The sequence below is a fragment of the Streptomyces sp. NPDC001678 genome (assembly GCF_042892945.1).
Lineage (GTDB): Bacteria > Actinomycetota > Actinomycetes > Streptomycetales > Streptomycetaceae > Streptomyces.
The window spans coordinates 24,641-50,566 of record NZ_JBIAUP010000024.1; the positions used below are offsets into that span (position 1 = coordinate 24,641).

The 25,926-nt window shown below is 71.6% G+C and carries 24 protein-coding genes; 18 read left to right on the forward strand and 6 right to left on the reverse strand.

Annotated features, from left to right (window positions below; all coding sequences use genetic code 11):
- Positions 1-171: 171 nt before the first annotated feature.
- The 3 genes from ACFYZR_RS31540 (at position 172) to ACFYZR_RS31550 (ending at position 3,709) form a co-directional block, all read left to right on the forward strand.
- A complete protein-coding gene (locus ACFYZR_RS31540; RefSeq protein ID WP_391916732.1) occupies positions 172-1,062 on the forward strand; it encodes a 2-hydroxy-3-oxopropionate reductase in 891 nt (296 codons plus the stop codon).
- Positions 1,059-2,792 (forward strand): glyoxylate carboligase, encoded by a 1,734-nt coding sequence (gene gcl / locus ACFYZR_RS31545; protein WP_391916735.1) that lies wholly within the window; start codon positions 1,059-1,061, stop codon positions 2,790-2,792. The genes ACFYZR_RS31540 and gcl overlap by 4 nt, the downstream gene beginning before the upstream one ends.
- 158 nt (positions 2,793-2,950) lie before the next feature.
- Entirely contained in the window at positions 2,951-3,709 is a 759-nt protein-coding gene (locus tag ACFYZR_RS31550) for a hypothetical protein (protein ID WP_391916738.1), read from the forward strand.
- Between the two features lie 253 nt (positions 3,710-3,962).
- Here ACFYZR_RS31550 and ACFYZR_RS31555 read toward each other — a convergent pair whose 3' ends face one another.
- Positions 3,963-5,609 (reverse strand): AMP-binding protein, encoded by a 1,647-nt coding sequence (locus ACFYZR_RS31555; RefSeq protein WP_391916740.1) that lies wholly within the window; start codon positions 5,607-5,609, stop codon positions 3,963-3,965.
- Positions 5,606-7,297: an AMP-binding protein gene (locus ACFYZR_RS31560; protein ID WP_391916742.1), complete on the reverse strand. Its 1,692-nt coding sequence runs from the start codon at positions 7,295-7,297 to the stop codon at positions 5,606-5,608. Before ACFYZR_RS31560 ends, ACFYZR_RS31555 begins: the two co-directional genes overlap by 4 nt.
- Positions 7,298-7,710: 413 nt before the next feature.
- Here ACFYZR_RS31560 and ACFYZR_RS31565 point away from each other — a divergent pair, with 413 nt between their 5' ends.
- A complete protein-coding gene (locus ACFYZR_RS31565; RefSeq protein ID WP_391916745.1) occupies positions 7,711-8,145 on the forward strand; it encodes an SAV_915 family protein in 435 nt (144 codons plus the stop codon).
- A 104-nt stretch (positions 8,146-8,249) separates the two neighbouring features.
- Positions 8,250-9,590 (forward strand): diaminopimelate decarboxylase, encoded by a 1,341-nt coding sequence (lysA, locus tag ACFYZR_RS31570; protein ID WP_391916803.1) that lies wholly within the window; start codon positions 8,250-8,252, stop codon positions 9,588-9,590.
- A 34-nt stretch (positions 9,591-9,624) separates the two neighbouring features.
- Here the strand turns inward: lysA and ACFYZR_RS31575 are convergent, their stop codons facing one another.
- Positions 9,625-10,113, reverse strand: coding sequence for a DUF1453 domain-containing protein (locus tag ACFYZR_RS31575; protein ID WP_391916747.1), 489 nt, complete (start codon positions 10,111-10,113; stop codon positions 9,625-9,627).
- A 99-nt stretch (positions 10,114-10,212) separates the two neighbouring features.
- Here ACFYZR_RS31575 and ACFYZR_RS31580 point away from each other — a divergent pair, with 99 nt between their 5' ends.
- From ACFYZR_RS31580 to ACFYZR_RS31595, 4 genes are all read left to right on the forward strand, one after another.
- Positions 10,213-10,833, forward strand: a complete 621-nt coding sequence (locus ACFYZR_RS31580) for a TetR/AcrR family transcriptional regulator (protein WP_391916750.1) — start codon at positions 10,213-10,215, stop codon at positions 10,831-10,833.
- Positions 10,834-10,942: 109 nt separating this feature from the next.
- Positions 10,943-12,118 (forward strand): magnesium and cobalt transport protein CorA, encoded by a 1,176-nt coding sequence (locus ACFYZR_RS31585; protein ID WP_391916753.1) that lies wholly within the window; start codon positions 10,943-10,945, stop codon positions 12,116-12,118.
- 401 nt (positions 12,119-12,519) lie between these two features.
- Positions 12,520-12,732 (forward strand): hypothetical protein, encoded by a 213-nt coding sequence (locus tag ACFYZR_RS31590; protein WP_086573253.1) that lies wholly within the window; start codon positions 12,520-12,522, stop codon positions 12,730-12,732.
- The gene (locus tag ACFYZR_RS31595; RefSeq protein WP_391916755.1) at positions 12,729-13,415 is read left to right on the forward strand and encodes a restriction endonuclease; all 687 of its coding nucleotides are present in this window, start codon (positions 12,729-12,731) and stop codon (positions 13,413-13,415) included. Before ACFYZR_RS31590 ends, ACFYZR_RS31595 begins: the two co-directional genes overlap by 4 nt.
- A gap of 62 nt (positions 13,416-13,477) precedes the next feature.
- Here the strand turns inward: ACFYZR_RS31595 and ACFYZR_RS31600 are convergent, their stop codons facing one another.
- The 3 genes from ACFYZR_RS31600 to ACFYZR_RS31610 all read right to left on the reverse strand — a co-directional run bounded on the left by ACFYZR_RS31600 (position 13,478) and on the right by ACFYZR_RS31610 (position 15,477).
- Positions 13,478-14,725 (reverse strand): tyrosine-type recombinase/integrase, encoded by a 1,248-nt coding sequence (locus ACFYZR_RS31600; RefSeq protein ID WP_391916757.1) that lies wholly within the window; start codon positions 14,723-14,725, stop codon positions 13,478-13,480.
- Between the two features lie 46 nt (positions 14,726-14,771).
- Positions 14,772-15,008: an AlpA family transcriptional regulator gene (locus ACFYZR_RS31605; RefSeq protein WP_242705433.1), complete on the reverse strand. Its 237-nt coding sequence runs from the start codon at positions 15,006-15,008 to the stop codon at positions 14,772-14,774.
- 196 nt (positions 15,009-15,204) lie between these two features.
- Positions 15,205-15,477 carry a helix-turn-helix domain-containing protein gene (locus tag ACFYZR_RS31610; RefSeq protein ID WP_391916760.1) on the reverse strand — a complete coding sequence of 91 codons (273 nt, stop codon included), beginning with the start codon at positions 15,475-15,477 and terminating at the stop codon, positions 15,205-15,207.
- A 279-nt stretch (positions 15,478-15,756) separates the two neighbouring features.
- Here ACFYZR_RS31610 and ACFYZR_RS31615 point away from each other — a divergent pair, with 279 nt between their 5' ends.
- From ACFYZR_RS31615 to ACFYZR_RS31655, 9 genes are all read left to right on the forward strand, one after another.
- On the forward strand, positions 15,757-16,974 hold the full coding sequence (locus tag ACFYZR_RS31615; protein ID WP_391916762.1) for a DUF3631 domain-containing protein: 1,218 nt from the start codon (positions 15,757-15,759) through the stop codon (positions 16,972-16,974).
- A gap of 187 nt (positions 16,975-17,161) precedes the next feature.
- Entirely contained in the window at positions 17,162-17,986 is an 825-nt protein-coding gene (locus ACFYZR_RS31620) for a DUF2637 domain-containing protein (RefSeq protein WP_391916765.1), read from the forward strand.
- A 97-nt stretch (positions 17,987-18,083) separates the two neighbouring features.
- A complete protein-coding gene (locus tag ACFYZR_RS31625) occupies positions 18,084-18,707 on the forward strand; it encodes a MobC family plasmid mobilization relaxosome protein (RefSeq protein WP_391916768.1) in 624 nt (207 codons plus the stop codon).
- The gene (locus ACFYZR_RS31630) at positions 18,707-20,416 is read left to right on the forward strand and encodes a relaxase/mobilization nuclease domain-containing protein (protein WP_391916770.1); all 1,710 of its coding nucleotides are present in this window, start codon (positions 18,707-18,709) and stop codon (positions 20,414-20,416) included. Before ACFYZR_RS31625 ends, ACFYZR_RS31630 begins: the two co-directional genes overlap by 1 nt.
- Positions 20,417-20,569: 153 nt before the next feature.
- The gene (locus tag ACFYZR_RS31635) at positions 20,570-21,799 is read left to right on the forward strand and encodes a helix-turn-helix domain-containing protein (protein WP_391916773.1); all 1,230 of its coding nucleotides are present in this window, start codon (positions 20,570-20,572) and stop codon (positions 21,797-21,799) included.
- Between the two features lie 56 nt (positions 21,800-21,855).
- Positions 21,856-22,296, forward strand: coding sequence for a hypothetical protein (locus tag ACFYZR_RS31640; protein WP_391916776.1), 441 nt, complete (start codon positions 21,856-21,858; stop codon positions 22,294-22,296).
- Positions 22,297-22,747: 451 nt separating this feature from the next.
- On the forward strand, positions 22,748-23,980 hold the full coding sequence (locus ACFYZR_RS31645) for a hypothetical protein (protein WP_391916779.1): 1,233 nt from the start codon (positions 22,748-22,750) through the stop codon (positions 23,978-23,980).
- Positions 23,981-24,084: 104 nt separating this feature from the next.
- A complete protein-coding gene (locus ACFYZR_RS31650; RefSeq protein WP_391916782.1) occupies positions 24,085-25,407 on the forward strand; it encodes a UDP-glucose dehydrogenase family protein in 1,323 nt (440 codons plus the stop codon).
- 49 nt (positions 25,408-25,456) lie between these two features.
- A complete protein-coding gene (locus ACFYZR_RS31655) occupies positions 25,457-25,786 on the forward strand; it encodes a MazG-like family protein (protein ID WP_391916785.1) in 330 nt (109 codons plus the stop codon).
- Positions 25,787-25,926 lie beyond the last annotated feature (140 nt).

A 25,926-nucleotide genomic window follows, 5' to 3' on the forward strand; every position in this document is an offset into this window, starting at 1 on the left:
CTCCGCCCCAGACCCCGGTCCTCAAGCGCCGGACGGGCTGATTTCAGCCCGTCCGGCGCTTGAGGACACCGGGCGAAGCCCGGTCCGGGGGTTCGAGGGGGCGCAGCCCCGTCGGAAACGGTGAAAGGGCGGGACCGGGGCACCCACAACCACCCCGAAGGGAAACGCCCCATGCCAACCCTCCCCCACATCGCCTGGATAGGCCTAGGCGTCATGGGCTCCCCCATGGCCGAGAACCTCCTCAAGGCCGGGTACCCCCTCACCGGTCACACCCTCGAACCCCACAAGCTCGACCGTCTCGCCGCCGCCGGCGGCACCCCCGCCGGCTCCGTCCGCGAGGCCGTCGCCCGCGCCGACGTCGTCGTCACCATGCTGCCCGCCGACCCCGAGGTCACCGCCGTCGCCCACGGCGACGACGGCGTGCTCGCCAACGCCCGCCCGGGCACGCTCTTCATCGACATGTCCTCGATCAGCCCCCGCACCTCCGCCGCACTCGCGGAATCCGCGGCGGCCCACAACGTCCGCGCACTCGACGCACCCGTCTCCGGCGGTGAGGCCGGGGCGATCGAGGGCACGCTGTCCGTGATGGCCGGCGGCGAGCGGGCCGACTTCGAAGAAGCCGCGCCCCTGCTGCGCACGCTCGGCACGACGGTCGTGCACTGCGGCCCCCACGGCGCCGGGCAGACCGTGAAGGCCGCCAACCAGCTGATCGTCGCCGCCAACATCCAGGCGTGCGCCGAGGCCGTCGTCTTCCTTCAGAAGTCCGGCGTGGACCTCGCCGCCGCGCTGGACGTCCTCGGCGGCGGGCTCGCCGCCTCCGCCGTGCTCGCCCGGAAGCGGGAGAACTTCCTGGGCCGCGAGTATCCGCCGGGGTTCCGGATCGACCTCCACCACAAGGACATGGGCATCGTCACCACCGCCGCCCGCGAGGTCGGCGCCGTGCTGCCGCTGGGGACCGTCGTGGCCACGCTCGTGGCCGCCGCCCGGGCGCAGGGCGACGGCGCGCTCGACCACTCGGCCCTGCTCCGGGGCGTCGAACGGCTGTCGGGGGGCACCACGTGACCACCGTCCCCGCCATGCACGCCGTCGTGCGGATCCTCAAGGACGAGGGCGTCGACACCGTCTTCGGCTGCCCCGGCGCCGCGATCCTGCCGCTGTACAAGGCGCTGGAGACCGTCGGCGGCATCGAGCACCTGATCGTCCGTCATGAAGCGGGCGCCGCGCACATGGCCGACGGGTGGGCCCGTACCAACGGCCGGGTCGGGGTGGCGCTGGCCACCTCCGGGCCCGGGGGCACCAATCTCGTCACCGGGCTGTACACCGCCTTCGCCGACTCGATCCCCATGGTCTGCGTCACCGGCCAGGCGGTCTCCACCAAGCTCCACCAGGAGGCTTTCCAGGCGGTCGACATCGTGGGGATCGTCCGTCCCGTCACCAAGTGGGCGGTACGGGTCACGGAGGCGGCGCAGATTCCCTGGGTGTTCCGGGAGGCTTTCCGGGTCGCGCGCGAGGGGCGGCCGGGGCCGGTACTGATCGACATCCCGGTCGACATCGCCCGGCGCGAGATCCGCTACGACGCCGCCACCGACGCCCGGCTGCCCGTCCGCGTCCCGGTTCCGCACCCGCCCAGCGTCGAGGCCGCCCTGGATCTGCTGCTGGCGGCCGAGCGTCCGCTGGTGCTCGCGGGTGGCGGGGTGATCCTGGCCGGGGCGGCGGACGGACTGCGCGCGCTGGTGGAGCTGCTGGGCGTGCCGTTCCAGGTGACGCTGATGGGCAAGGGGGCCGTCGAGGACGACCACGAGCTCCACATGGGCACCACCGGTATCCAGACCTCGCAGCGGTACGCCAACGCCTCGTTCCTGGAGGCGGATTTCGTGCTCGCCGTGGGCGCGCGATTCGGCGACCGGCACACGGGGGCGGACACGGACGTCTACCGGGGCGGGCGGACGTTCGTCCAGGTGGACGTCGAGCCCACCCAGCTGGGCAAGGTGATCGCGCCGGACCTGGGCGTCGTCTCGGACGCGAAGGAGTTCCTCGCGGCCCTGCTGGCCGCCGCCCGGCGGCGCGGGGCCCGGGCGGACACGGGGCCGTGCCGGTCGTGGCAGTCGTGGCGGGAGCGCTGCCGGCTGCTCAAGCGGACCCTCGTCCGGCGGGAGGACTTCGCTTCCGTCCCGGTGAAGGCCCCCCGCGTCTACAAGGAGATCAACGAGATCTTCGGCGAGGACACCTACTTCCTCACCGCCATCGGCCTGTACCAGATCTGGGGCGGCCAGCATCAGAGGGCCCACCTGCCCCGCCACTACCAGGTGTGCGGCCAGGCGGGCCCGCTGGGCTGGGAGGTCCCGGCGGCGATCGGGGCGAAGAAGGCGCTGGAGGGAATGGGCCGGGGCGCCACCGAGGTGGTGGGAATCGTGGGCGACTACGGCTTCCAGTACACGGCGGAGGAGCTGGCGGTCGCGGCGCAGTACGACGTCCCGTTCGTCCTGATCATGCTGAACAACGAGTATCTGGGCCTCATCCGGCAGGCGTCCATCGGCTACGGGATGAACTACCAGGTCGACGTCCACTACGACGAGACGGGCACCGACAACGTCAAGCTGATGGAGGCCTACGGCTGTTCGGGGCGGCGGGTCGTCGAGCCGGCGGACATCCGTCCGGCGATCGAATGGGCCCGTAAGGAGGCGGTCGCCACCTCCCGGCCCGTCCTCGTCGAGATCATGATCGAGCGGGAGGCCAACACCCCGCACGGCGCGAACATCGACGCCGTGGAGGAATTCGAGCCACTCCCCTGACCTCCGGGCGGCGGCGCCGGCATCCATCCTGTTCGCGCCCCGGCGGCGCCGCCCGGAGCACTCTCCCGCGCCCGCCTTGCCGATTCGCTCCCCCACCACGCCCGCATCGTGGACGATGGGGTCCCATATCCCCTACGGACCCTACGCTGGAGCCGAAGATGGCCAAGAGCGTGCCGGTGCACTGCCCCACGTGTCACCGGGAACACTCCTTCACCCCGCCGACCTTTCCCTGCGCCTGCGGCACCCCACTGACCCTGCCGGTACCGCCCGACGCCACCCCCGAGTTACTCGCCCACCGCACCTGGCGCGACTCCTGGGTGGCGGTGCGCTGCCCGTCCTGCGACCGGCAGGGCCAGTGGCCCCGGCCCGAACTGGGCTGTTCCTGCGGGACGGTCGTCCGGCTGCCCGTCCTGCCGCCGCGCGACGCCGTGGAGAACCCCCAGGAGACCAAGGGCGCGAAGGGCTTGGAGGAGGCAGCGCCCGAGGCGCCCTCCGACACCGCCCCGCGCCCCCGCGCCATCTCCAAGCCACCGTTCCGGCCGGTGGCCATCCGTACCGAGCGCGACGCGGTGATGTCGGCCGAGCGCTATCTGCGGTGGCTGGGCTTCCCGGACGTACGCCGCCCCGGCAACTGCCCGGCGCCCGCGGCGAGCGGCGTGGACCTGTGCGCCACCGGCGTCGTCGCCCGTGTCGACCCCACGACCCTCCCCACCACCCTGCGCGACATCGAGTGCCTGTGGCTGTACGGCCTGCTGGACTCCGCGACGAGCGTCTGCTTCTCGCTGGCGGGTTACGCCCGGGACGCCCGCTGCCGGGCGGACGACCTGCGGCTCCCCCTGTTCGTGATGGACCTGACGGGCACTCCGCAGGCCCTCAACGAGTGGGCCGACGAGCTGGTGCGGCGCGGCAGGAGGTGACGCGAAGCTCAATTCTTCCTCTGAACTGACGCCCCATCATGGCCACTTGGGTGCGCCGGGGCGGAGACTGAGCGCAGGGCCCGCGAGACACGGGGGACTGCGGGCCCGGCCACGGGGGGCACGGGGGAGAAAGAGACCGTTCACGGGGGAACGGGGGATACGGGGGGAACGGGGGAAGACGACGGGGCGGGCCGTACGCGGCCCGCCCCGTCCGTCTGCCGTCAGCACCATCCGCCGCCGGCTCCGTCCGCTGTCAGCCCCGCACGGCGACGCCCGCCCCCGCGAGCAGCGCGGCGGCCTCCTCCCTCAGCTCCACCTTCCGCACCTTGCCGCTGACGGTCATGGGGAAGGCGTCCATCAGCCGCAGATGGCGGGGCACCTTGTAGTGCGCGAGCCGGCCCCGGCAGTAGCGGGCGAGCTCGTCGCGCGTGAGGGTGTCGGCGGGGTCGCGCAGAATGACGCAGGCCATGATCTCCTCGCCGAACTTCTCGTCGGGGACGCCGATGACCTGGACGTCGGAGATCTTGGGGTGGGTGTAGAGGAACTCCTCGATCTCGCGCGGGTAGACGTTCTCCCCACCCCTGATGATCATGTCCTTGATGCGGCCGACGATCCGGACGTAGCCGTCCTCGTCCATCACCGCGAGATCGCCGGTGTGCATCCACCGTTCGGCGTCGACGACCTCCGCGGTGCGCTCGGGGTCGTCCCAGTAGCCGAGCATCACCGAATAGCCGCGGGTGCACAGTTCACCGGGCTCGCCGCGCGGGACGGTGGAGCCGTCGGCCGGGTCGGTGATCTTCACTTCGATGTGCGGCAGCACCCGCCCGACCGTGCCGGTGCGGCACTCCAGGGGGTCGTCGCGCCGGGTCTGGGTGGAGACCGGGGAGGTCTCCGTCATCCCGTAGCAGATGGCGACCTCGGACATGTGCATCTCCGTGACGACGCGCTTCATCACCTCCTCCGGGCAGGGCGAGCCCGCCATGATGCCGGTGCGCAGCGAGCCGAGGTCGTAGGTGGCGAAGTCGGGCAGGCCGAGCTCGGCGATGAACATGGTGGGGACGCCGTAGAGCGAGGTGCAGCGCTCGCGTTCGACGGCGTGGAGGGTGGCGGTGGCGTCGAAGGTGGGGGCCGGGATGACGACGCAGGCGCCGTGGGTGGTGGCGGCGAGGTTGCCCATGACCATGCCGAAGCAGTGGTAGAAGGGCACGGGGAGGGCGATGCGGTCCGCCTCGGTGTAGCCGAGGCCCTCGCCCACGAAATAGCCGTTGTTGAGGATGTTGCGGTGGGAGAGGGTGGCGCCCTTGGCGAAGCCGGTGGTGCCCGAGGTGTACTGGATGTTGACGGGGTCGTCGGGGCCGAGCAGTTTCTCGCGGGCGGTGAGGCGGGCGGGGTCGACGTTCCGGCCGAGGCTGACGAGGCCGGTCCAGGTGGGGTCGTCGATGTAGACGACGTCGCGCAGCGCCGGGCAGCGGCCGCGGACCTGTTCGACCATGCGGCGGTAGTCGCTCGTCCTGTACTCGACGGAGGAGACGAGGATGCCGATCCCCGCCTGGCGCAGGACGTAGGCCAGTTCGTGGACGCGGTAGGCCGGGTTGATGTTGACCATGACCGCGCCGATCCGGGCGGTGGCGTACTGGAGCATGACCCACTCGGGGCAGTTGACGGCCCAGATGCCCACGCGGTCGCCCTTGGCCACGCCCTTGGCGAGCAGCCCCAGGGCGACCTCCTCCACCGCCCTGCCGAACTCCTCGTAGGTCCAGCGGCGGCCGCCCTGGACGTCGACGAGCGCTTCGCGGTCGCCGAAGAGCGCGACGGTACGGGCCAGGTTGGCGCCGATGGTGTCGTCGAGCAACGGGGTGTCGACGGGGCCTGCCGTGTGGGAGGGGGAGGGTGTGGTCACCGGTGGTCTTCCTCTCGGTACTCGGTCCCGCCGCCCCGCGCGGTGCGTTCGCGCAGCTCGATGCGGCGGATCTTGCCGGACACGGTCTTGGGCAGCTCGGCGAACTCCAGCCGGCGGACGCGCTTGTAGGGGGCGAGTACGGCGCGCGAGTGGGCGAAGAGGGCCTTGGCGGTGTCCGGGCCGGGCTCCCAGCCGGCGGCGAGGACGACGTAGGCCTTGGGCACGGACAGCCGCAGCGGGTCGGGGGCGGGGACGACGGCCGCCTCGACGACGGCCTCGTGCTCCAGGAGGGCGCTCTCCAGCTCGAAGGGACTGATCTTGTAGTCGCTGGACTTGAAGACGTCGTCGGCGCGCCCGATGTAGGTCAGATACCCCTCTTCGTCGCGTGCGGCGATGTCGCCGGTGCGGTAGTAGCCGTCCGCCATCGCCTCGGCGGTGCGTTCGGGGTCGCCCGCGTAGCCGGTCATCAGGCCGACGGGGCGGTCGCGCAGGTCGAGGGCGATCTCGCCCTCGTCGGCGGGCTCCCCGGTGCGCGGGTCGAGGAGGACGACGGTGAAGCCGGGGCTGGGGCGGCCCATGGACCCGGGTTTCAGCGGCTGGCCGGGCGGGTTGGCGATCTGGACGGAGGTCTCGGTCTGCCCGAAGCCGTCGCGGATGGTACGGCCCCAGGAGCGCCGGACGGCCTCGATGACCTCGGGGTTGAGGGGCTCGCCCGCGGCCACGACCTCGCGCGGCGGCTCGCGCAGCGCGCCCAGGTCGGCCTGGATGAGCATCCGCCACACCGTGGGCGGGGCGCAGAAGCTGGTGACGCCGCAGCGGTCCAGCTCCGCCAGGAGGCGGGCCGCGTCGAAGCGGGTGTAGTTGTGGACGAAGACGGTGGCCTCGGCGTTCCAGGGGGCGAAGAGATTGGACCAGGCGTGCTTGGCCCAGCCGGGCGAGGAGATGTTGAGGTGGACGTCGCCGGGACGCAGACCGATCCAGTACATGGTGGTCAAGTGACCGATGGGGTACGAGATGTGGGTGTGCTCGACGAGTTTGGGGCGAGCTGTGGTGCCCGAGGTGAAGTAGAGGAGCAGGGTGTCGTCGGCGTGAGTGGGCCCGTCGGGGGTGAACGCCTCCTCGGCGTGGTCGGCGTCCTCGTAAGCCAGCCAGCCGCCGCCTTCCGGAGCCCCACCGACGGCGATACGGGTGTAGTCGCCGGGGACGTCCGCGAACTTGCCGGTGTCCTCGGCCCGTACGAGCACATGGCGGGCCCGGCCGCGCTCGATGCGGTCGGCGAGGTCGGCCGGGCCCAGCAGCGGGGTGGCGGGGATGACGACGGCGCGCAGCTTCATGGCCGCCAGGGCGGTCTCCCACAGCTCGCGCTGGTTGCCGAGCATCACGACGATCCGGTCGCCGGCCCGTACGCCCCGCGCGCGCAGCCAGTTGGCGACCCGGTCGGAGCGGCGGCGCATCATGTCGAAGGAGAGCTTCTCCTCACCGCCGTCCTCCTCCACGATCCACAGGGCGGTGCGGTCGTTGTCCCGGGCGATCGTGTCGAACCAGTCCAGCGCCCAGTTGAAGGCGGCGGGCCGGGGCCAGGAGAAGCCCTCGCGGGCCGCCGCGTAGTCCTCGCGGTGGTCGAGCAGGAAGTCCCGGGCCGCCCGGAAGCCGTCCGCCGGGCCGGGTTTCGCGGTCACGTTCGTCATCGCCGTCACTTGTCCTCCGTAAGTGCCCGGGGCCGTGCCGCCCCCGCCGGTAAGCATCGTGCGGCAATGATCCACGTCTGACCAGCCCCGGAGGGGTCCGGTGCGCGCGGGGCGGGACGCGGGGCCGGTGCCGGTGCGCGCGGGGCGGATTGTTCCAAAGATTTCCGGGGGCCGGGGGCGGCGCTTCCGGGGGCGGACGAGGGGCGGCGGTCGTACGACGGTGGTACGGCGGCGCGTCCTCGGACCCGGCCGGCGCAAGGGCGCGTGGGGGCGCGAGGGTGGTTCCCGGCGCGTAAACGAGCCGTCAAGGGACTCCCGGGTGGGGTCAATGTGCTGTCAAGGAGGCGGTCGCCCGGGCCGGGGCCGGGCATAGCGTGACCGACGCACCTCACCGACACCTCCCAAGGACCGTCATGCATCTGAGCCGTACTCCCGCCGAGGCCGCGGCCGTCGCCGCGGCGATGTCCCCCGAGACCGCCGGGAGCCGCCCCGCCGACGACGGCGAGCCTTCCCATCCCGGCCGGCCGGTCCAGCCGGCCCACCCGGGCCCGGAGCGGCCGCTGTACGTCCCCGTACGCCCCTGCTCCGTGGGTTTCGCCCTGCGTGTCTTCCGCACCCCGCTCGGCGACCGGACGGCCGTCGCCTTCACCAGTAGGCGGCGGCTTTCCGACTGTCTGGGGGCGGGTGTCCCCTCGGTCCGTCTCGCCCTGCCCGCCGTACGGGCCCTGGCCGCGCCGCTCGGCGTCGGGCTGGTCTCGGTCGACCCGCAGCTGACGGCCCGCCCCGTGCTGCCGGTGGCCGAGGAGGCCGCGCCCGCGCTTCCCCCCTTCCCGTCGTTCCCCGGCTGACACTTCCGGCTGACTCCTCGCGCCCCACCGATTTCCCCCGAAGGAGATCATCCGTGTCCCTCCCCCTCTCCCCCGCCGCCCTGTCCCCGCGGCCCGGGGAGCCCGTGCCGGCCCCCGTGCCGACCGGGTCCGCCCACCCGGACCCGGCATGGCCGGGTCCCGTGTGGCCCGCGTCCGCCCGGGCCCTGCCCTCGGGCGGGCTGGCCGTCGGCGGGGTGCCCCTCGCCGAGCTCGCCGACCGTTTCGGCACCCCCTCCTACGTCGTCGACGAGGACGAGGTCCGGGCGCGTGCCCGCGCGTGGCGCGCCGCGCTCCCGGACGCCGACGTGGCCTACGCCGGCAAGGCGTTCCTCACCCGGGCGATGATCCGGTGGGTCGAGGAGGAAGGGCTCCACCTCGACGTCTGCTCGGCCGGCGAGCTCGAACTCGCCGCGCACGCGGGCTTCCCCGGCGAGCGCGTCATCCTCCACGGCAACGCCAAGAGCCCCGACGACCTGCGGACCGCGCTGCGCCTGGGCGTGGGGCGCGTGGTCCTCGACAACACCGGTGAGATCGCCCGGCTCGCGGCGCTGGTGCCGCCCGGCGCCCGGCAGAAGGTGCTGGTGCGCGTGGTGCCCGGGATCGAGGCCGGCGCCCACGCGGCGGTGCGGACGGGGGTCGAGGGGCAGAAGTTCGGGCTGTCCCTCGACGGCGGCGAGGCGGCGGACGCCGTGGCGCGCGTCCTGGGGCAGCCCCGGCTGGAACTCGTGGGCCTGCACTGCCACCTCGGCTCCCAGATCACCTCGGTCGACCCCTATCTCGCGGCCGTCCGCAAGCTGGTGGCCTTCCTGTCCGGTCTGCGCGACGTGCACGGAGTGACGTTCCCCGAACTCGACCTGGGCGGTGGCTTCGGCATCGCCTACCGCGACGGCGAACCGGTCTTCGACCCCGCCGAGTACGCGGCGCGCGTCCCCGCCGAGCTGGCGCTGCGCTGCGCCCACGCGGACCTCCCGGCGCCCAGGCTGGCCGTCGAGCCGGGCCGCTGGATAGCGGGCCCGGCGGGTGTGGCGCTGTACCGGGTGCTGGCGGTGAAGGTCTCGGGCGGACGGACGTTCGTCGCCGTGGACGGCGGGATGAGCGACAACCCCCGCCCGGCGCTGTACGGGGTGCGCTACACGGTCCGGCTGGCGGGCCGCGCCTCGGCGGCGCCGGCCCGGCCGATGACGGTGGTGGGCCGGCACTGCGAGGCGGGCGACGTGCTGGCGGAGGACGTCCCGCTGCCGGCCGACGTCCGCCCCGGGGACGTCCTCGCCGTCCCGGCGTCGGGTGCGTACCACCTGTCGATGGCCTCGGCGTACAACCTCGTCGGCCGCCCCCCGGTGGCCGCCGTCGCGGACGGCCGCGCGCGCCTGCTGGTCCGCCGGGAGACGCCGGCGGACCTGTGGAGCCGGGAGCTGCCGGACTGACCGTCCACCCCCGTGCCTGGGCGGGCGCCGCCGTTCAGCGGCGGCGCCCGTCCCGGGACTCCGGCGCGAAGGGGACCCCGGTCATCAGGCCGCGCGCGCCCACCGCCAGGGCCTCGCCCAGGAAGCCGATGCCGATGGAGAGCTGGACGGGGCGGGCCTGCGGGTGCATGCCCATCCGGCTCGCGAGGAGCCCGAAGCCGAGCGAGAGCAGCGCCGACACAGCCATCACCGCGAACGTCCGGCCGGTGTAGCGCTGCCAGAGCACCCCCTCCTTCTCGAAGACCTGGATGGTCAGCCCGCGTACCGCCCCCAGCGAGACGCCCAGCAGGGCGCCGGCCGCCACCCAGACGGTGTCCGCGACGCCGATGCCCTCGGCCTTCCACAGGGTCCACGCGCCGAGGCCGGTGAGGATCAGCGGGGCCGCGAACAGGTCGCGGGCGTTGAGGGGTTCCCCTCGCAGCCGTTTGACCACGACGGCCACGGCACCCGCGGCGATGAGGGCGGTCAACAGCCAGACGTTCACACCGACTCCTTGCTCGCGCGGCTCATTGCTCGCGCAGCTCCTTTTCATAACCCACTCGTGCCAAATAAGAATTTAACCCGGTCGTGCTATAACGGCAACATGCCTAAGATCGTCGACCCCGAGGCCCGCCGCCGGGCGGTCGCCGACGCCGTGTTCCGGGTGGCCCGCCGCGACGGCCTGGAGAACGCGTCACTGCGCAACGTCGCCCAGGAGGCGGGGCTCGCCGTCGGTTCCGTGCGGCACTACTTCGCCGACCACTCCGACCTGATGCTCTTCGCCATGCGGGAGCTCGCCCGCCGCGTCGAGGACCGCGTGCGCGGCCACGCCGAGCGGCTGCTGGCCACGCCGCCCGCCCCGGAGCGCGCCGCGCTCGTCGAGGAGCTCCTCGCGGAGTTCCTCCCCCTCGACCAGGACCGCCACGACGAGGCCGTCCTGTGGCTGGCCTTCGGCACGGCGGCCCGGGTCCGCCCCGAGCTGCGACCCAGCGCCGACAGCCTCCACACGGGCATGCGCGAGCTGGTCGAGCGCGTCCTGCGCGAGACGCGGAGCGCCGGCGGCCTCCCCGAGGACCTCGACGTCCCCACGGAGGCGCTGCGGACGCTCGCGCTCATCGACGGACTGACCCTCACGGCCGTCCTCCACCCGGACCGGGTCCCCGCCGACGACATGCGCCGGGTACTGCGACTGCACCTGCGATCACTGCGGGGCGACGGCGGCTGACGCCACCTGACGCCACCGGAGCAGCCCCTCGGGCACTGCAAATGGGGATGTATATCCTGTTCCGCGTACCCTGTTCCGCGGCCCGCGACGGGCGAGAGGGAGACGAACCATGCCCGAGCGCCCTCCACGCCACCGACCCGTCCCACGGAAGCACTCATGGCTGCGCCCGGCAAACGGCCGCACGACCGCTCCCCCGGCACCCGGCCCGGACCCCGCCACCGGCCCGTCGGCCGACCGCGCCACCGACGGCAAGGCCGTCGACGGGACGAGCGTCGTCCACGCCGCCGTCTACCGCGACGGCCACCGCGTGGCCACCCCGACCTCGCTCGCGGACACCTACCGACGACTGCGCGAGCAGCCCGACGGCATGGCCTGGATCGGCCTCCACCGCCCCTCCGAGGAGGAACTCCTCTCGCTCGCCGGGGAGTTCGACCTCCACCAGCTCGCGGTCGAGGACGCCCTGGAGGCCCACCAGCGGCCCAAGCTGGAACGTTACGGCGACACCCTCTTCGTGGTCCTGCGCGCCGCCCGCTACCTCGACGCCCCCGAGGAGGTCGACTTCGGCGAGCTCCACGTCTTCGTCGGCCCCGACTTCGTCATCACCGTCCGGCACGGCGCCGCCCCGGACCTCCCGGCCGTCCGCCGCCGCATGGAGGCCACCCCGGAGCTCCTCGCCCTCGGCCCGGAGGCCGTGCTCTACGCGATCCTCGACGCCGTCGTCGACGGCTACGCCCCGGTCGTGGCGGGCGTCCAGAACGACCTCGACGAGATCGAGACCGAGGTCTTCGGCGGCGACCCGGCCGTCTCCCGCCGCATCTACGAACTCGCCCGCGAAATGGTGGAGTTCCAGCGCGCGACCCGCCCCCTGGTCGGCATGCTCCACGGCCTGATGGCGGGCTTCGCCAAATACGGCACGGACGACGAACTCCAGCGCTACCTCCGCGACGTCGCCGACCACGTCACCCACACCAGCGAACGCGTCGACGGCTTCCGCTCCGCCCTCACCGACATCCTCCAGGTCAACGCCACACTCGTCACCCAGCAACAGAACGCGGAAATGCGCGCTCTGGCGGAGGCAGGTTTCGAGCAGAACGAGGAGATCAAGAAGATCTCGTCGTGGGCCGCTATTTTGTTTGCTCCCACGTTGGTGGGAACGATCTACGGCATGAACTTCGACAACATGCCGGAGCTGCACTGGGCCGGTGGATACCCGTTCGCAATTCTGCTGATGGCGGCGGTGTGCACGAGCCTGTACTTCATCTTCAAGCGGCGGGACTGGCTGTAGCGACGAGGATGCGATCCCTTGATCGACTTCGCGTACGCGAACGACGCTGAGGGCGACTCCCGACCCTCTGGGGAGAATCTGGGGAGAATGCGCAGCAGCGGGCCGACCGGGCTCAGAGCCTCCACCTCATCGAGGGGCGGCGCCCGGCGCGGTCACTGCTCACCGCACTCCGCAGGAACAGGCCATTCGGAACGACTTGCGTATCCGCCCACGGCACCCAGCCGAAGAGTCTCGGCGCAGGCCAGAGGGTCGCAAGGGTCGGTAGGCAGTCGCGAAGGCGCGGCCGACTTGCACCCTTGGCACCCGCACGATCATGACGGGGCATCAGTTTCTGTCAGTGGTCACCGCTACAACCGAACTGGAGGTCCGCGCAGCGCGGACCGCTAGGGAGGGGATGCAGCATGCCGAAGGTTCCGGACGGATACGTGCGCGTACGAAGCCACCTCCGCCGCAAGCCGGGGCCCAAGTCCGCCAAGGGGCTCAGCGTCTGGGCCGTGGCCGGCTTGTGTGCGGTGGTATGGCTCTGGGGCCAGATCTTCGGGTTCGGCGACAACGACACCGAGCAGCAGCCCGCCCCGAAGCCGGCCGTCTCCGCGCCGGCGGACGGGCGATGACAGCCCGACCGCGGCGAAGGCTCCAGTGGCGACCGCGCAGCACCCTGGACGCCCTGGGTGCGACAGCCGTGGCCCTCGCGGTCATGGTCGCCCTGGCGCAGGCCGCATCGAACCTGATGACGAGGGCCGCTGCGGCCTGGCCCCTGCTGGTCCTGGTCGCCTTCGCCTTGGCCGTCGCCGTGGCCGGCCCCCGCGTATGGGGCCACCGTCGGGATCGCGCGGACAGGGAACGGCTGGCTCGCCTGCGCATCACCCTGGCGGAGTTCGATGCGATGGACGACGGGCAGTTCGAGTACGCACTGCGCGACCTCCTCGTCCGCGACGGCTGGGCGGCCAGGAAGGTGGGCAAGGCCGGGGACCAGGCCGCCGACGTGATCGGCGTCCGGACCTCCCTCGGGCGGATCGTAGTGCAGGCCAAACACACACGCGTCGGAGGCAAGGTCGGCTCGTCGGTGATGTACCAGGTGAAGGGCACAGCGGGTCCCGTGCACAAGGCGGACCACGCGGTCGTCGTCACCAACGGCTCGTTCACCCGCGACGCCACGGCTTGGGGCGACCGCCACGGCGTGCGGTGGGTGGACCGCGACCAGCTGGACCGTTGGGCCCACAAGGGCAGGCCCCTGCACGAACTGCTCGCGCTGCCCACGGGAGGCTCCCGCTTGCCGTGGCGTCGAGCGGCATGACCCGCGCGCCGCGACGCACCAACGAGAACGGGTGGCACAGCGTGTGCTGTGCCACCCGTTGCTCAGACCGCGACTAGGTTCTCCGGGACATGCTCGGGGACCGGGCCGAGCAGCGCATCGAGCGCAGCGCGCCCCTTGCCGCCGGCCTCCGGCATGAAGTGGGCGTAGTGGTCGAGGGTGATGGTCGGGCTGGAGTGGCCGAGCCATCGGGCGAGGGTGACGACGGATTCGCCGGCTTCGAGGATGATCGAGGCGTAGGTGTGCCGGAGGACGTGGAAGCCGTCCTTGCGGGAAGCCTTCCAGCGCTTCCCCTTCTCCCGCATGGGGATGACCCCGGCCGCCGCGAGGGCGGGCTTCCAGACCTCGTCGTTGAAGATGTTGGCCCGCAGCGCGTTGCCGTACGTCGTCGTCAGGACGAGCGGGAACGATCGTTTCTCCCGCTCCAGCTCCGGGCCGCCCCAGGGCAGCTCCACCTCGACGGCTGGGTGCTGGAGGAAGTGAGTGGCCAGTTCGGCGGCGACGGACCGGGGCATATCGACGATGCGCGTCTTCCCGCCCTTAGGCAGGGTGAAGTACAAGCGGCCATTGAGTAGTTGGACCTGCCTTCGCACGCGTATGATCCCGCGCTGGAAGTCGATGTCCTCCGGCGATAGGCCGAAGACCTCTCCCTGCCGAAGCCCGCAGCCGAGCGCGACCACGACGGCAATGCGGTACCGCGCTTTGATCGCGTCCCGCACGCGCTGCGCGGTCTCCAGCGGCCATGCTTCCCGCTGGTCCTCCGGCACCTTGGGCCAGCGCACCGACTTGGCGCGCATCGGGTTGCGTACCAGGCGCTTGTCGTCGATGGCCGTCTCGAAGATGTTCGAGAGGGTGGTCAGGATCTGCCGGGCGTAGCGCGGCGCGCATTCTCCTTCCAGCGTGGCGATGTAGCCGCGCAGGACGGTCGCGGAGATGTCTCTCAGTCCCACCGTGCCGAGGTGCGGAAGGATGTGGAGGCGTACGCGCTCGTCGACACGCTTGATCGTGCCGGGCGCGCCCCGTACGCCCTCCTTCCAGAAGCGGGTGACGTAGTCAGTCAGCGGGATGGAGCCGTCGCGCGGGTCGACGAACTCGCCACGTTCGCTGTCGGTTCCGGCCCTGCGCAGCCACGCCTTGGCGTCCTCCAGCGTGTCGAACGACATGTTCCGTACGCCGGGGATCCCGGCGACGCGATACCGCGAGCCCTTCCCATAGCGAGTGGTGCGCTCCCGCTTGCCGCTGGTGGGGTCCTTCTTCTTGTTGATCCAGCGGTCTTCGATGTAGCCGGCCAAGTACTTCCTCAGGATCGGGGGTGGGAGTGCCGTTGGCGCTGGGGCGTCAGGCCGTGGCCGAGTAACCGACGCGGCGCTGCGGGGCCGCGCTCACGGGGTTCAAGGCGGGGTTCGAGCGAGAGTCCGCCTGCTCCTGCTCGCGTATCCACGCGTCGAGGGCATCGAGCCGGTATGTCACTCGCCCGTGGGCTCCCATTCGGAAGCTCGGCGGCCCCTGCCGACGGTGGCGCCAGACGTACAACGTGCGGGGCGAAAGCCCGAGGTATGCGGCCGCGTCCTTCACCCCGAGAAATGCACGACCGATGGTGGGGTCGCCTCCGGCTTCGGGGGTAGAACGAGAGGAAATGGGGGTGACGACAGACAAGCGGGATTCCTTAAATCGGCGGGCAGAAAGGAGCAGCGCACCTCGACTGCCGGAAGAGCGCCAGGACGATCAATGGTCCGGAGAGTCCCCGGTTAGGGAAACCGGAGATCGTCGGCTACATTGCGCCCGCTCCGACCGGCTCAGGGCCGGCGAGGAGGGTCTGGGGCGGGATTCCGAGGGCGGCTGCGATGGCGACGAGGTCGTCGATGTCGCAACGGCGGACTGTGCGTTCGATGCGGGAAAGCGCGGTGAAGGTCATGGGCCGACCGAGTGCGGTGACGCGGGCGGCGAGCTGGCGCTGCGAGTGGCCGCGGGCGATGCGGGCGCGTTCGATGGCACGGGCGGCGGCTCGTCCGGCGGGTCCGATTTCGAGTGGGCGTGGCGGCATCGGTGTGTTGTAGCTTGCGCGCCGGCCGCCTGGGAACGTTTCTCTGTCTGCTGTGAGCGATGCGCCGACCGCCGGCGAATTTCCGGGGCTATTTCGCCAACCGGGATCCCGGTCTTACAGTCAATAGACCGGCGAAACGAGCTGTCGCGAATTCCAGTGCCAAGGCTGGACTTTCACGCACCGGGTGTGGCTGTGTTGTCCACGCACCCCGACAACGCCGGATGCCCCACCCAATCCCCGAGGTGGTCTCTCGATGGGACCACCAGTGAAGGAGCCGCCTTGGAAGCCGCCGCCCCAATACCCTCCCCCGAAGACGCTCAGCCGTCCTGGCCGCCGATCGCCGTCCCCGGCGAACCGGCTGTCCCCCAGCCCGAGCCCGCCCACCCCTCCGAGGGTGAGCAGGTGCTGTCCGACCTGCGGGCACAGTTCCGGCGGTACGTGGTGCTGCCGAACGAGGACGCGCTCACCGCGGTGACGCTGTGGGTGGCGGCTACTCACCTGCAGACGGCGTGGCAGCATGCCCCACGCCTCGCGGTCGTCGGCCCGGCCAAGCGATGCGGCAAGTCGCGTCTGCTGGACGTGGTCACCGAGACCGTGCACGACCCGCTGATCACAGTCAACGCCTCCCCGGCGGCCGTCTTCCGGTCGATCACCGAGAACCCGCCCACCCTGCTGGTGGATGAGGCCGACACCCTCTTCGGCTCGGCGAAGGTCGCGGAGAAGAACGAGGAGATGCGCGGCCTGCTCAACGCCGGCCACCAGCGCAACCGGCCCACTCTGCGAGTCTCCGGCCCCAACCACGAGGTGTCGAAGTTCCCCACCTTCGCCATGGCCGCCCTCGCCGGCATCGGTGACCTACCCGACACGATCATGGACCGCTCGGTCGTCATCCGGATGCGCCGCCGCAGGCCGGGCGAGAAGGTCGCGGAGTTCCGCACCGTCCGCGACACCCCCGCCCTGCATGCCCTGCGTGATCGCCTCATGGCCTGGCTTGCCCCGCTCCACGCCACCGCGATGGACCTCACTCCGCCGATGCCGGTGGAGGACCGCGCCGCCGACACTTGGGAGCCGCTCATCGCCGTCGCCGACCTCGCCGGAGGTCCCTGGCCCGAGGCCGCCCGCGCCGCCTGCCTGGCGATGACGAAGCACGAGGCCGAGCAGGACCAGGACAACAGCGCCCTGAACATCCGCCTCCTCGCTGACATCCGCCGCGTCTTCGCCGCCGAGGGTAACCCGGCGATCATCCGCACCAGCCGCCTGATCGACTCCCTGAACGAGGACGCCGAGTCCCCCTGGCCGGGGTACAGCGACAAGGGCCTGACCGCACGCGGGCTGCAGCTCCTGCTGAAGGACTACGGCATCGGCTCGGCCAACCGCCGCTTCCCCGACGGCCACCAGGCCAAGGGCTTCACCCGCCTGCAATTCACCGACGCCTGGGCCCGCTACTGCCCCGACCCCGAGCCGACGGCCGAGCCAGAACCCACGACCGGCGCCTGACCCGACACCACCCGTCCCCACCCGTCGCCACGCAGGTCAGAGCCGGGACGACTCACCAGCCCGCAACGAGTCGACCCGACATCAACGCCTGTCCCGTACCTGCTCTGACCAGGCACGCGACGAGTCGCAACGGGTCCCCACCCGCCACGGACACACCTCCGCCCCCACTCCTGGAGCACCCTCACCCTTGCCCGCACCCACCACCACTCTCACCTCCGTCTCCGTACCGGCGGCCCTCGCCACCTCGATCCGCACCGGTGTGGCCCTGCTGGCCCTGGCCGCCTTCGCCCTCTCCTACGACGCCCTGCGTCAGATGGCCACCGCCAGCCATATCCACCAGGTGCTCACCTACGCCTTCCCCCTCGTGATCGACGGCTTCATCGCCATCGGCATCGGTGCCCTGCTCGTCCTGCGCACCTCACCCCTGCGGCCTCGCCTGTACGTCTCGGTGCTGGTCGGCATCGCCACCGGCACGAGCATCTGGGCCAACGTCCTGCACGCCGTCCGTCTCAACGAACAGACCCGCCGGAGCGGGCTCGCGCTCGACGACATCACCGTCGGCGTCATCTCCGCCATCGCCCCACTCGCCCTAGCCGGCGCCGTCCACCTCTACCTACTCGTCCAGCGCCGCCCCGCCCAGATGGAGATGGAGCCGCACGAAGAGCCCAGCCACACCGCCACCGTCCCCGTCCCCGTCCCCGTCCCAGCAAGTGGCGTCACAACTACCCCAGAGCCGATGCCGGTCAGCGACGTAGCTGCAGACGCCACCGCTCAAGTGACTCAGCCCGAAAGGCGGCCCGCCGGACGGCCCGGCCGGCAGCCGAGCACCACGTTGGAGCAGGCCATCGAGATCGGCCGCACCGCACCGCTGGGACGTGGCGGCCGCGCATCCCGTCGTCACATCGAGAAGGCCATCCGCGACCAGGGCCTCCGCATCGGCCGTGAACGCCTGGACGAGGCCAAGGACTTCCTGCAGGACGAACTCGACCGAGCCCGGGCCGACGCCGCATAGGCCCGGCCCGGTCCGCAGGCTCCACCGTTCGCCCCAGGGACTCCTGGGGCGAACTCCGCTTCCCCTCCCCCCCAGCCCACCGCCAGAAGGCCCGACGATGCCCAAACAGCACAGCTCCGCCCTCTCCCCCACCACCCGACCGGAGACGCCTGCTCACCCAGCCCCGGGCGGAGCAAGGTATGACGTTGGACCGTCCACCGGCCGGTCCAACGCGAACACCTCCGCCCCAGGAGTGGCGGAGGGTCTCGGGCACCAGGGGGTGCCCGAGGAGGAGACGCCCGTCGATGAAGTCACGCTGCGCCGCATCGCTCGCCGCCGTACCCGCGAAGACGTCCAGCGCAAAGAGCGTGTCGACGTCCGCTACAGCGTCGACGAGAAGACCCGGATCCTCACCCGCGCCGGTGAGATGGGCATCGCCGGCGCCCACCTCGTCGGCGCCGTGATCACGGCGTACCTCGACGGCGATCTCACCGTGGGCCTGGCCGACCAACGTACCCAGCTCGATGACTACCTCGACAAGCTCGACGCCCTACGGACCGAAGTCGCCCGCATCGGCAACAACGTCAACCAGATCGCCCACCGCCTCAACACCGGAGGCGATCCACACCCCATGGACACCGCCGTCCTCGCTCAGGCCGAGCGCACCCTGCACACCGTCCGCGCCTCCATCAGCGACATCGCGCAGGTCATGAACCACGCCGTCTCCACGAAGGCCGCCTGATGATCGCCAAGATCGGCAGCGGCAAGAGCACTGCCGGCTTGATCCGGTACTTGTTCGACACGAAGACGGCCAAGGACCACACCGACCCGCACCTGGTCGCGTCCTGGGACGGCTTCGCGCCCGACCCCGGCCGCGCCGACGACTTCGAGGCCACGAAGAAGCTCCTCGTGGCGGACCTCGACCTGCGTCTCAAGCAGGCCAGGCGGCTGGGCCGTGCCCCCGAGCGACACGTGTGGCACTGCTCGGTACGGGCCGCTCCCGGCGACCGGCACCTCACCGACGCCGAGTGGGCGGACCTCGCGCGCCGCATTGTGGCGGCCACCGGCATCGCGCCACAAGGTGACCCCGACGGGTGCCGGTGGGTCGCCATACGCCACGCCGACGACCACATCCACATCGCTGCCACCAGGGTCCGCGGCGACCTACGCACCGCCCGCCACTGGAACGACTACCTGAAGGCCGACAAGGAACTCGCCGCCATCGAGAAGGAATACGGCCTCCAGCAAGTCGTACGAGGTGACCGCACCGCAGCCAAGCGCCCCACCCGCGCCGAGACCGAGAAGGCCCGCCGCGCAGGCAAGGGCAAAACCTCCCGCGAACACCTGCGCACCACCGTCCGACAGCTGGTCGCCATCGCCACCAGCCCAGAGGACTTCCTCCGCCTGCTCGACGGCATCGAGGGCGTGCTCGTCGACGTCCAGCACTTCCCCTCCGGCGATGTACGCGGGTACAAGGTCGCCGTCGAAGGCGACACCAATGCCGCTGGCGAGCCCGTCTGGTTCTCCGGCGCCAAACTCGCCCCCGACCTGTCCTTCCCCAAGATCCGCGAGCGCCTCACCGCCATCGAGAGCCCGCCCGCTACCGAGCCAGGCAGCCAGCGCAAGCCCAACCCCTGGCACCAGGCCACCGCCGCGGCCGAGCGCATCCCCCACCACCTCGACCACGGCGACGACGAAACCTCCCAGGCTCACGTCGCGGCCTTCGGCGAGGCCATCGACGTCCTGCCGCTGCTCGCCCCCAGCCACCTGCGGCCACGGCTGCAGCAGGCTGCCGTCGCCTTCGAACGCGCCACCCGCTCCCGCATCCACGCCCAGCAAGACCAAGCCCGTGCCCTGCGCGGCGCCGTCCGGGCCCTGCGCACCGCGCCGGTCACCGGGGACGGTTCCGGGCTGGCGATGTTCCTCGACATCGCCGTCCTCATCGTCATCGCCACAGCCCGCTGGCACCAGGCCCGCCGGCACGACCAGCAGGTCGCCGCCGCGCACCAGGCCCTGGCCCATCTCCAGGCCGCCTACCAGCAAGCCGCCACTCAGCCGCTGGCCGCCCTGGCCCAGCGCAAACCACCGGCCCGCACCGTGGAACGGCACGCTCAGCGCATCCTCGTGGCCGTGCCCGACTACGCCCAGCAGATCCTCGACGACCCCGCCTGGCCGGCACTGGCCGCCGCCCTGACCGAGGCCGAGAACGCCGGCCACGACCCCGAGCAACTCCTCCAGCACGCCGCACGCCTGCGCACCCTGGGCGACGCCCACTCCACCGCCGGGACCCTCACCTGGCGCATCCAACGCCTCGCCGCCAGGCGAGCCCCCGGCGACCGAGCACGAGCCGCCCAAGCCCGCACGACCGCGACAGCACGACCGGCACAGCCCGGCCATGCCACACAGATCCCCTCGCAGTCCGACCTTACGGCGCCTGCCCGACACCGATGATCCCAGCGCTATGGCCTCGCGGAAGCGAGGCCATCAGCGAGGAATGCGCCGGCATAGGTACCGTTCTGATGGAGACGCCTGAACGGACGGAGGCACCATGCCCTGCCGAACGACTGAGCCAAGCCGGCCCATCAGCAGGTCGGGGGTGCAGTGATGCTGGAGGAAGCCGAGGAGATCGGTCGCCGAGCCCGTCGTGCCCGCCTCCGCCTGGGCATGCCCCAGGCCGACCTTGCCGCTGCTCTGGGCAAGTCGCAGGGCTGGGTCTCGAAGATGGAGCGCGGCCTGATCGAGCTGGACAGGGTCGGCGTTCTGAACCTGCTGGCCGCCGAGTTGCACGTCCACCCCAATGATCTGATCGGCCGCCCGTACACCAGCTCCCCCGACGAGAACCAGTGGCAGGTTGCCGCTTCCTCGATCCTGCGGGAACTGCGTCGCTACGACCTCGCCCCCGTGTTCGACGGCACCCCGCGTCCAGCGGCGAAGCTTTGGCGGGAGATGACGCGGCTGCACCGACTGCGGGACGCCGCCGCGAACGTGGCCATCCTGCGCGTCCTGCCGGACCTGCTCCGCGAGTCACGCGCACTCGCCGAGGTGACCACCGGCCACGAGCGGGAGGAGGCTTACTCGATCTACGCGGTGTGTTGCAAGTTCGCACACACCGCCGCCCACGCTCTGGGCCACCCCGAGCTGGTCGCCATGGCCTGCGAGCGGGCCGCCTGGTCCGCACGGCTGTCCGGCGACCCGGTCCTGCCCGCGGTCGCCGACTGGATGCGGGTCTGGGACATGTGGGCGAGCGCGGACTGGGAAGACGCCATCGTCCTGTCCGACAAGGCCATCAGCACTCTTCAGCAGGACTACGAGCGTGGCGAGCCGTTGGCCCTGCGGGCATGGGGGACGCTCCAGCTCCGTGCCGCGGTCTCCGCAGCACGAGGCGGCCGGGCAGCGGAGGCGGAAGACCGCATAGGTCTAGCCAGGACGGCGGCCGACCGCATGGACGAGTACACCGGGCCTCCGGTGTACGACAGGCACTCGCTGACGTTCTCGCCCGGCAACGTCCAGATCCACGCCATCAGCGTGGCTCTGGAGATGGGACAGCAGCGGAAGGCCCTGACGATAAACCACCGCACCAGCCCGGAGCTGGTCGCTTCCATGCCCAACTCGCGTCAGGGGCACCACCACATGGACCTCGCGCGAGCCTGGCTATGGGATGGGCGCCGCGACAAGGCACTGGGCGAACTGGAGACGGCGGAGCGAATCGCACCGCAGCTCATCCGTAACCACCCCATCGCCCGCTCCACCCTTCGCAGCATCGTCTACGCCGAGCGAGCGGTCACACGCGAGAAGTTGCGGCACATGTCCGACCGCTTCCACCTGGACGGATGAGGGTCGTATTCCTCGGGCTCATATTAGGCCCCTGAACCGTTCCTAGCGTCAGGGGCATGAGCGGACGACGAACTCTCCATCTTCCTTCGCAGGGAGCCGAGTTAGGCACAACGGCCCCGTTCTCTCCCCAGCTCGGCGACCTCGCCGCCGACACCGCCCGGAACGGCCGAGTCGGCGTCGTCGTCGCCCTCCCCGGCGAAGGCGCCGCGACGTACCACCTGCGCCCACCGGGCGGTGGTCCGGCATGGTCCGCGCCGGCCGACGCCAGCACGTTGGAGCCGGTGCCCGCCAGGCCGACATACGCGACCCTGCTCATCACCGACGCGGTCTACGACCCTCGTGCCAAGCAAGGCTCGGTGGCCATCCTCGTGCACCACGAAGATGGCGGCCGCAGCGAGGCCGCGCTGATCCTCACGCCGACCGACCTTGAGCGCCTGCACGCCCAGACCGGACGCATACTCGCCGACCACGAGCACTCTCGCGGCGGGGCGCCGTGATGCCCCAGGGACGGCACCGCGCGCCGGACCACGGTCCGAGCAGCCCGACTCACCGCGAATCCGGCGGCATCGCCCTGACTGTCCTGGCTCTGCTCGGCCTAGCCGGGCCCGCGTGGGTTCTGCGCGGCCAGGCTGCCGATCTTCTCCCCGCCGAGCGGCCCACGGCCGTCTCCATGCCGGACATCACCGAGCCGGACCCCTAGACCGCTCCGGCCCCGGCCTGGGGCCTGCCCCCGGGTGCCGGAGCACCGGACACCGCCCTGGAGGAGGTGCGGTGAGGAGCCGCCCTCGCTACGGCGGGCTGCCCCGCAGCACAACCCGTACCGCCCGGTGCAAGCCAGCGGCTCGGCTCCGCCGGGCGGAACGGCGCTCGACCCGGCACATGTCGTACGGCATCAGATCGGCCGCCCATCGCTGTGGGCGGGCGGACCATCACCAGGGAGGGAAGCCCGTGGAGACCCCGTACATCGTCGTCGACCAGCTCACCCCGTCGCAGCAGCAGGTGTGGAGCACATACTTCGGCGACGCCGACCGCCCCCGCTACATCGAGGAGGGCATTTGGCGTCGCACCCAGGAGGAAGCCACCGCCGGCCAGTCGGGCTGGAGCGGGGGCGACGACGCCCGTCGCCGACTCATTCACTACCGCTACCGGTACGGCCTGGTGCCGACCACGGCCGCCCCGGCGATCGGCCTGACCGACCTATACCTGTACCACTCCGTGACCGCGCCCGCCGGCGAGATCACCGCGCACGAGGACGCGGTGAGGGCCTCGCTCGCGGTCGGGGGATGGAAGCGCACCCCCGGCGGTGCCTCGTGGATGCGCCAGGACCTCAAGTGCAAGATCACGCAGTTCACACTGCACCCCCAGGACGCCGTGGCCCGCCGCAAGCTCCCGCAGAACTACCGCAGCCTCGACGTCCAAATCACCTCCGCCCAGTACGCCCCACCACCGGCCGTGCGGCAACGGCCCTGGGACGTGCTGGCCTCCGGCATCCGGATCAAGGACCAGCGCGGCACACCCACCCTCGTCCCGGACCTGTCCGTCCTCGCCGATCACCTCCCCTTCCAGGTCGAGATCGGCTGCGGCACCTCCGTGGAGGCCGGCATCCCGCCCCTGCACCGCCTCCACGAGATCTACCGCGTCACCGACCGCCAGGGCGACGACCCGCGCGAACACCGCTTCACCCTCTCCCCCACCTCCGACCCGCTTCTGCACGAAGTGCTCACCGAGCCGGAGGAGAAGACGGCCGAGTTTACCGAGATGTTCAAGGCGTGCTTCCTGGCCGAGCCAACGCCCGCCATGCGCGCACTGAAGGAGCTTCACGACGCCGGACACCTGGTCGGGCCCGTGATCACCAACAACTTCGACGTGCTGGCGGCCCGCGCCGGCCTGGAGGAGTGCTTCATGCGCCGCTACGACCAGGCCGTACCGGACGTCGAGTGGGTGGACGGCGCGAAGGCCCTGCTCGTCGTCGGTCTGCACGCCGACCGGCGCAAGGTCCAGGCCCGCGCCCGCGAGCGCGGTCTGAAGGTCGTCTACCTCGACCCCGAGGGCTTCTGGCACGACGGCCAGTTCAAGCCCTACCCGCTGGAAGGTCCCCAGGACGACGACCTGGTCTGCCGGAAGCCAGCCGCGGAGGGCCTGCCGGAACTCGTCAACCTCCTCGCCACGTCCACCGACTGACCTACCTGCACGATCAGGTCCGGGCCGGACAGCGGCGCTAGCGTGTCGCCCCTGACCGGCCCGGACCACCGGGCAGGCGAGACAGGGAAAGGAGCGCCCGCACCATGCGCGTATCCGTCATCGGCTGCGGCCACCTGGGCATCCCGCACGCCGCGGCCATGGCCGAGATCGGCCACGAGGTCATCGGCGTGGACCTCGACCAGACGAAGATCGACCGGCTCAACGCCGGCGAATGCCCCATCTACGAAGAGGGCCTGCCAGACCTGCTGGCCACCCACACCGCCACCGGCCGACTGCGCTTCACCACCGACCTGGCCGAGGCCGCGGCCTTCGCCGACGTCCACTTCCTCGCCGTCGGCACACCCATCGACGCCGACGGCCGCAGCTACGACACCGGCCAGGTCTTCGGCGCGGCCCGCGCACTCGCCCCGCACCTGACCCGCCCATGCGTGATCATCGGCAAGTCCACTGTCACCGTCGGCACCACCCGCGACCTGGCCGCCCTCCTTGCCCGCCTCGCCCCCGCGGGCACCGACGTCGAGGTCGTCTGGAACCCCGAGTTCCTGCGTGAAGGCCACGCCATCGAGGACACCCTCCGCCCCGACCGGATCGTCGCAGGCGTCCCTTCCCTGCATGCCGAGGACGTCGTCCGCCAGGTCTACGCCCCACTGCTGCACAACCAGATCCCTCTGTTCGTCACCGACCCCGCCACCGCCGAACTGATCAAGGGCGCCGCCAACGCCTACCTCGGTATGAAGATCTCCTTCATCAACGGCGTCGCCGACATGTGTACTGCCGCCGGCGCCGATGTCCACCAGCTCACGGAGGCCATCGGCCTCGACCCGCGCATCGGCCGCGGCGGCCTGAACGCCGGACCCGGCTACGGCGGAGGCTGCCTGCCCAAGGACGTACGCGCGTTCACCGCCTCCGCCCAGAGCCTCGGCGCCCTCGACGCGGCAACCCTGCTGCGAGCCGCCGAGCAGGTCAACGAGTCCCGCCCCACCGCCGCCCTCGCCCTCATCGAACAGACCCTCGACCGACCAGTGGCAGGAACACGCGTCACCGTGTGGGGCGCCTCCTTCAAGGCCGGCACCGACGACGTGCGCGAGTCGCCAGCCCTCGCCGTCGCCGCCCTCATGCACCAGCGCGGCGCGACCGTCACGGTCCACGACCCCCACGCCGTGCCCACCGCACTCGTACGCCACCCCGAACTCGACTACGCGGAAGGCCTGGAGGAATCGGTCAAGGGCGCGGAACTGATCGTCCTGGCCACCGAGTGGCCCCAGTTCCGCGACACCGACCCCAGGGCCCTGGCCGCCCTGGCCGAGCAACCGGTCCTCGTGGACCTCCGCAACCTCCTGAACGCCGACACCTGGCGCACAGCTGGATGGACCGTACGCCAGCTCGGCCGACCCGCACAGCCATAGGACCCCAGGCCCCGTCCCGGGGCCGGGACACACGGATGGGAGATCCGACATGGACGACCTGTGGGACGACATCACCAAGCTCTCCACCGTCTGCCGCAAGGCCGGTGAACACCTCCCCGACGAGGAACTCAAGGCCCTCCAGGTGGGCAAGGTCGCCGAGGAGGCAGGCGAGGCCATGCACGCCCTCCACGGCCTGAAGGGCCTCACCACCTGCGGCGACGCCCACGGCTGGTCCGAGGTCCAGAACGACCTCGTCGGCGCTGTCATTGCAGCCCTGCTGGCCATGCACTACATCGACCCCGACGGCGCCCGCGCGTCCTTCGAGGAGATCTTCCACCGCCGTACCCGCAGGGGCCGCGAAGCCGCTGTCGCCGCCTGACCACTCCCCCATCCCCACGCCGGGGGGGGGGGGCCCCCCCGGGGCGGCCCCCCCCCCGGGGGGGGGGGGGGGGGGCCCCCCCCCCCCCGGGGGGGGGGGGGGGGGGGGCGCGCACCCCCCGGCACCGGGGCGCCTCGCCA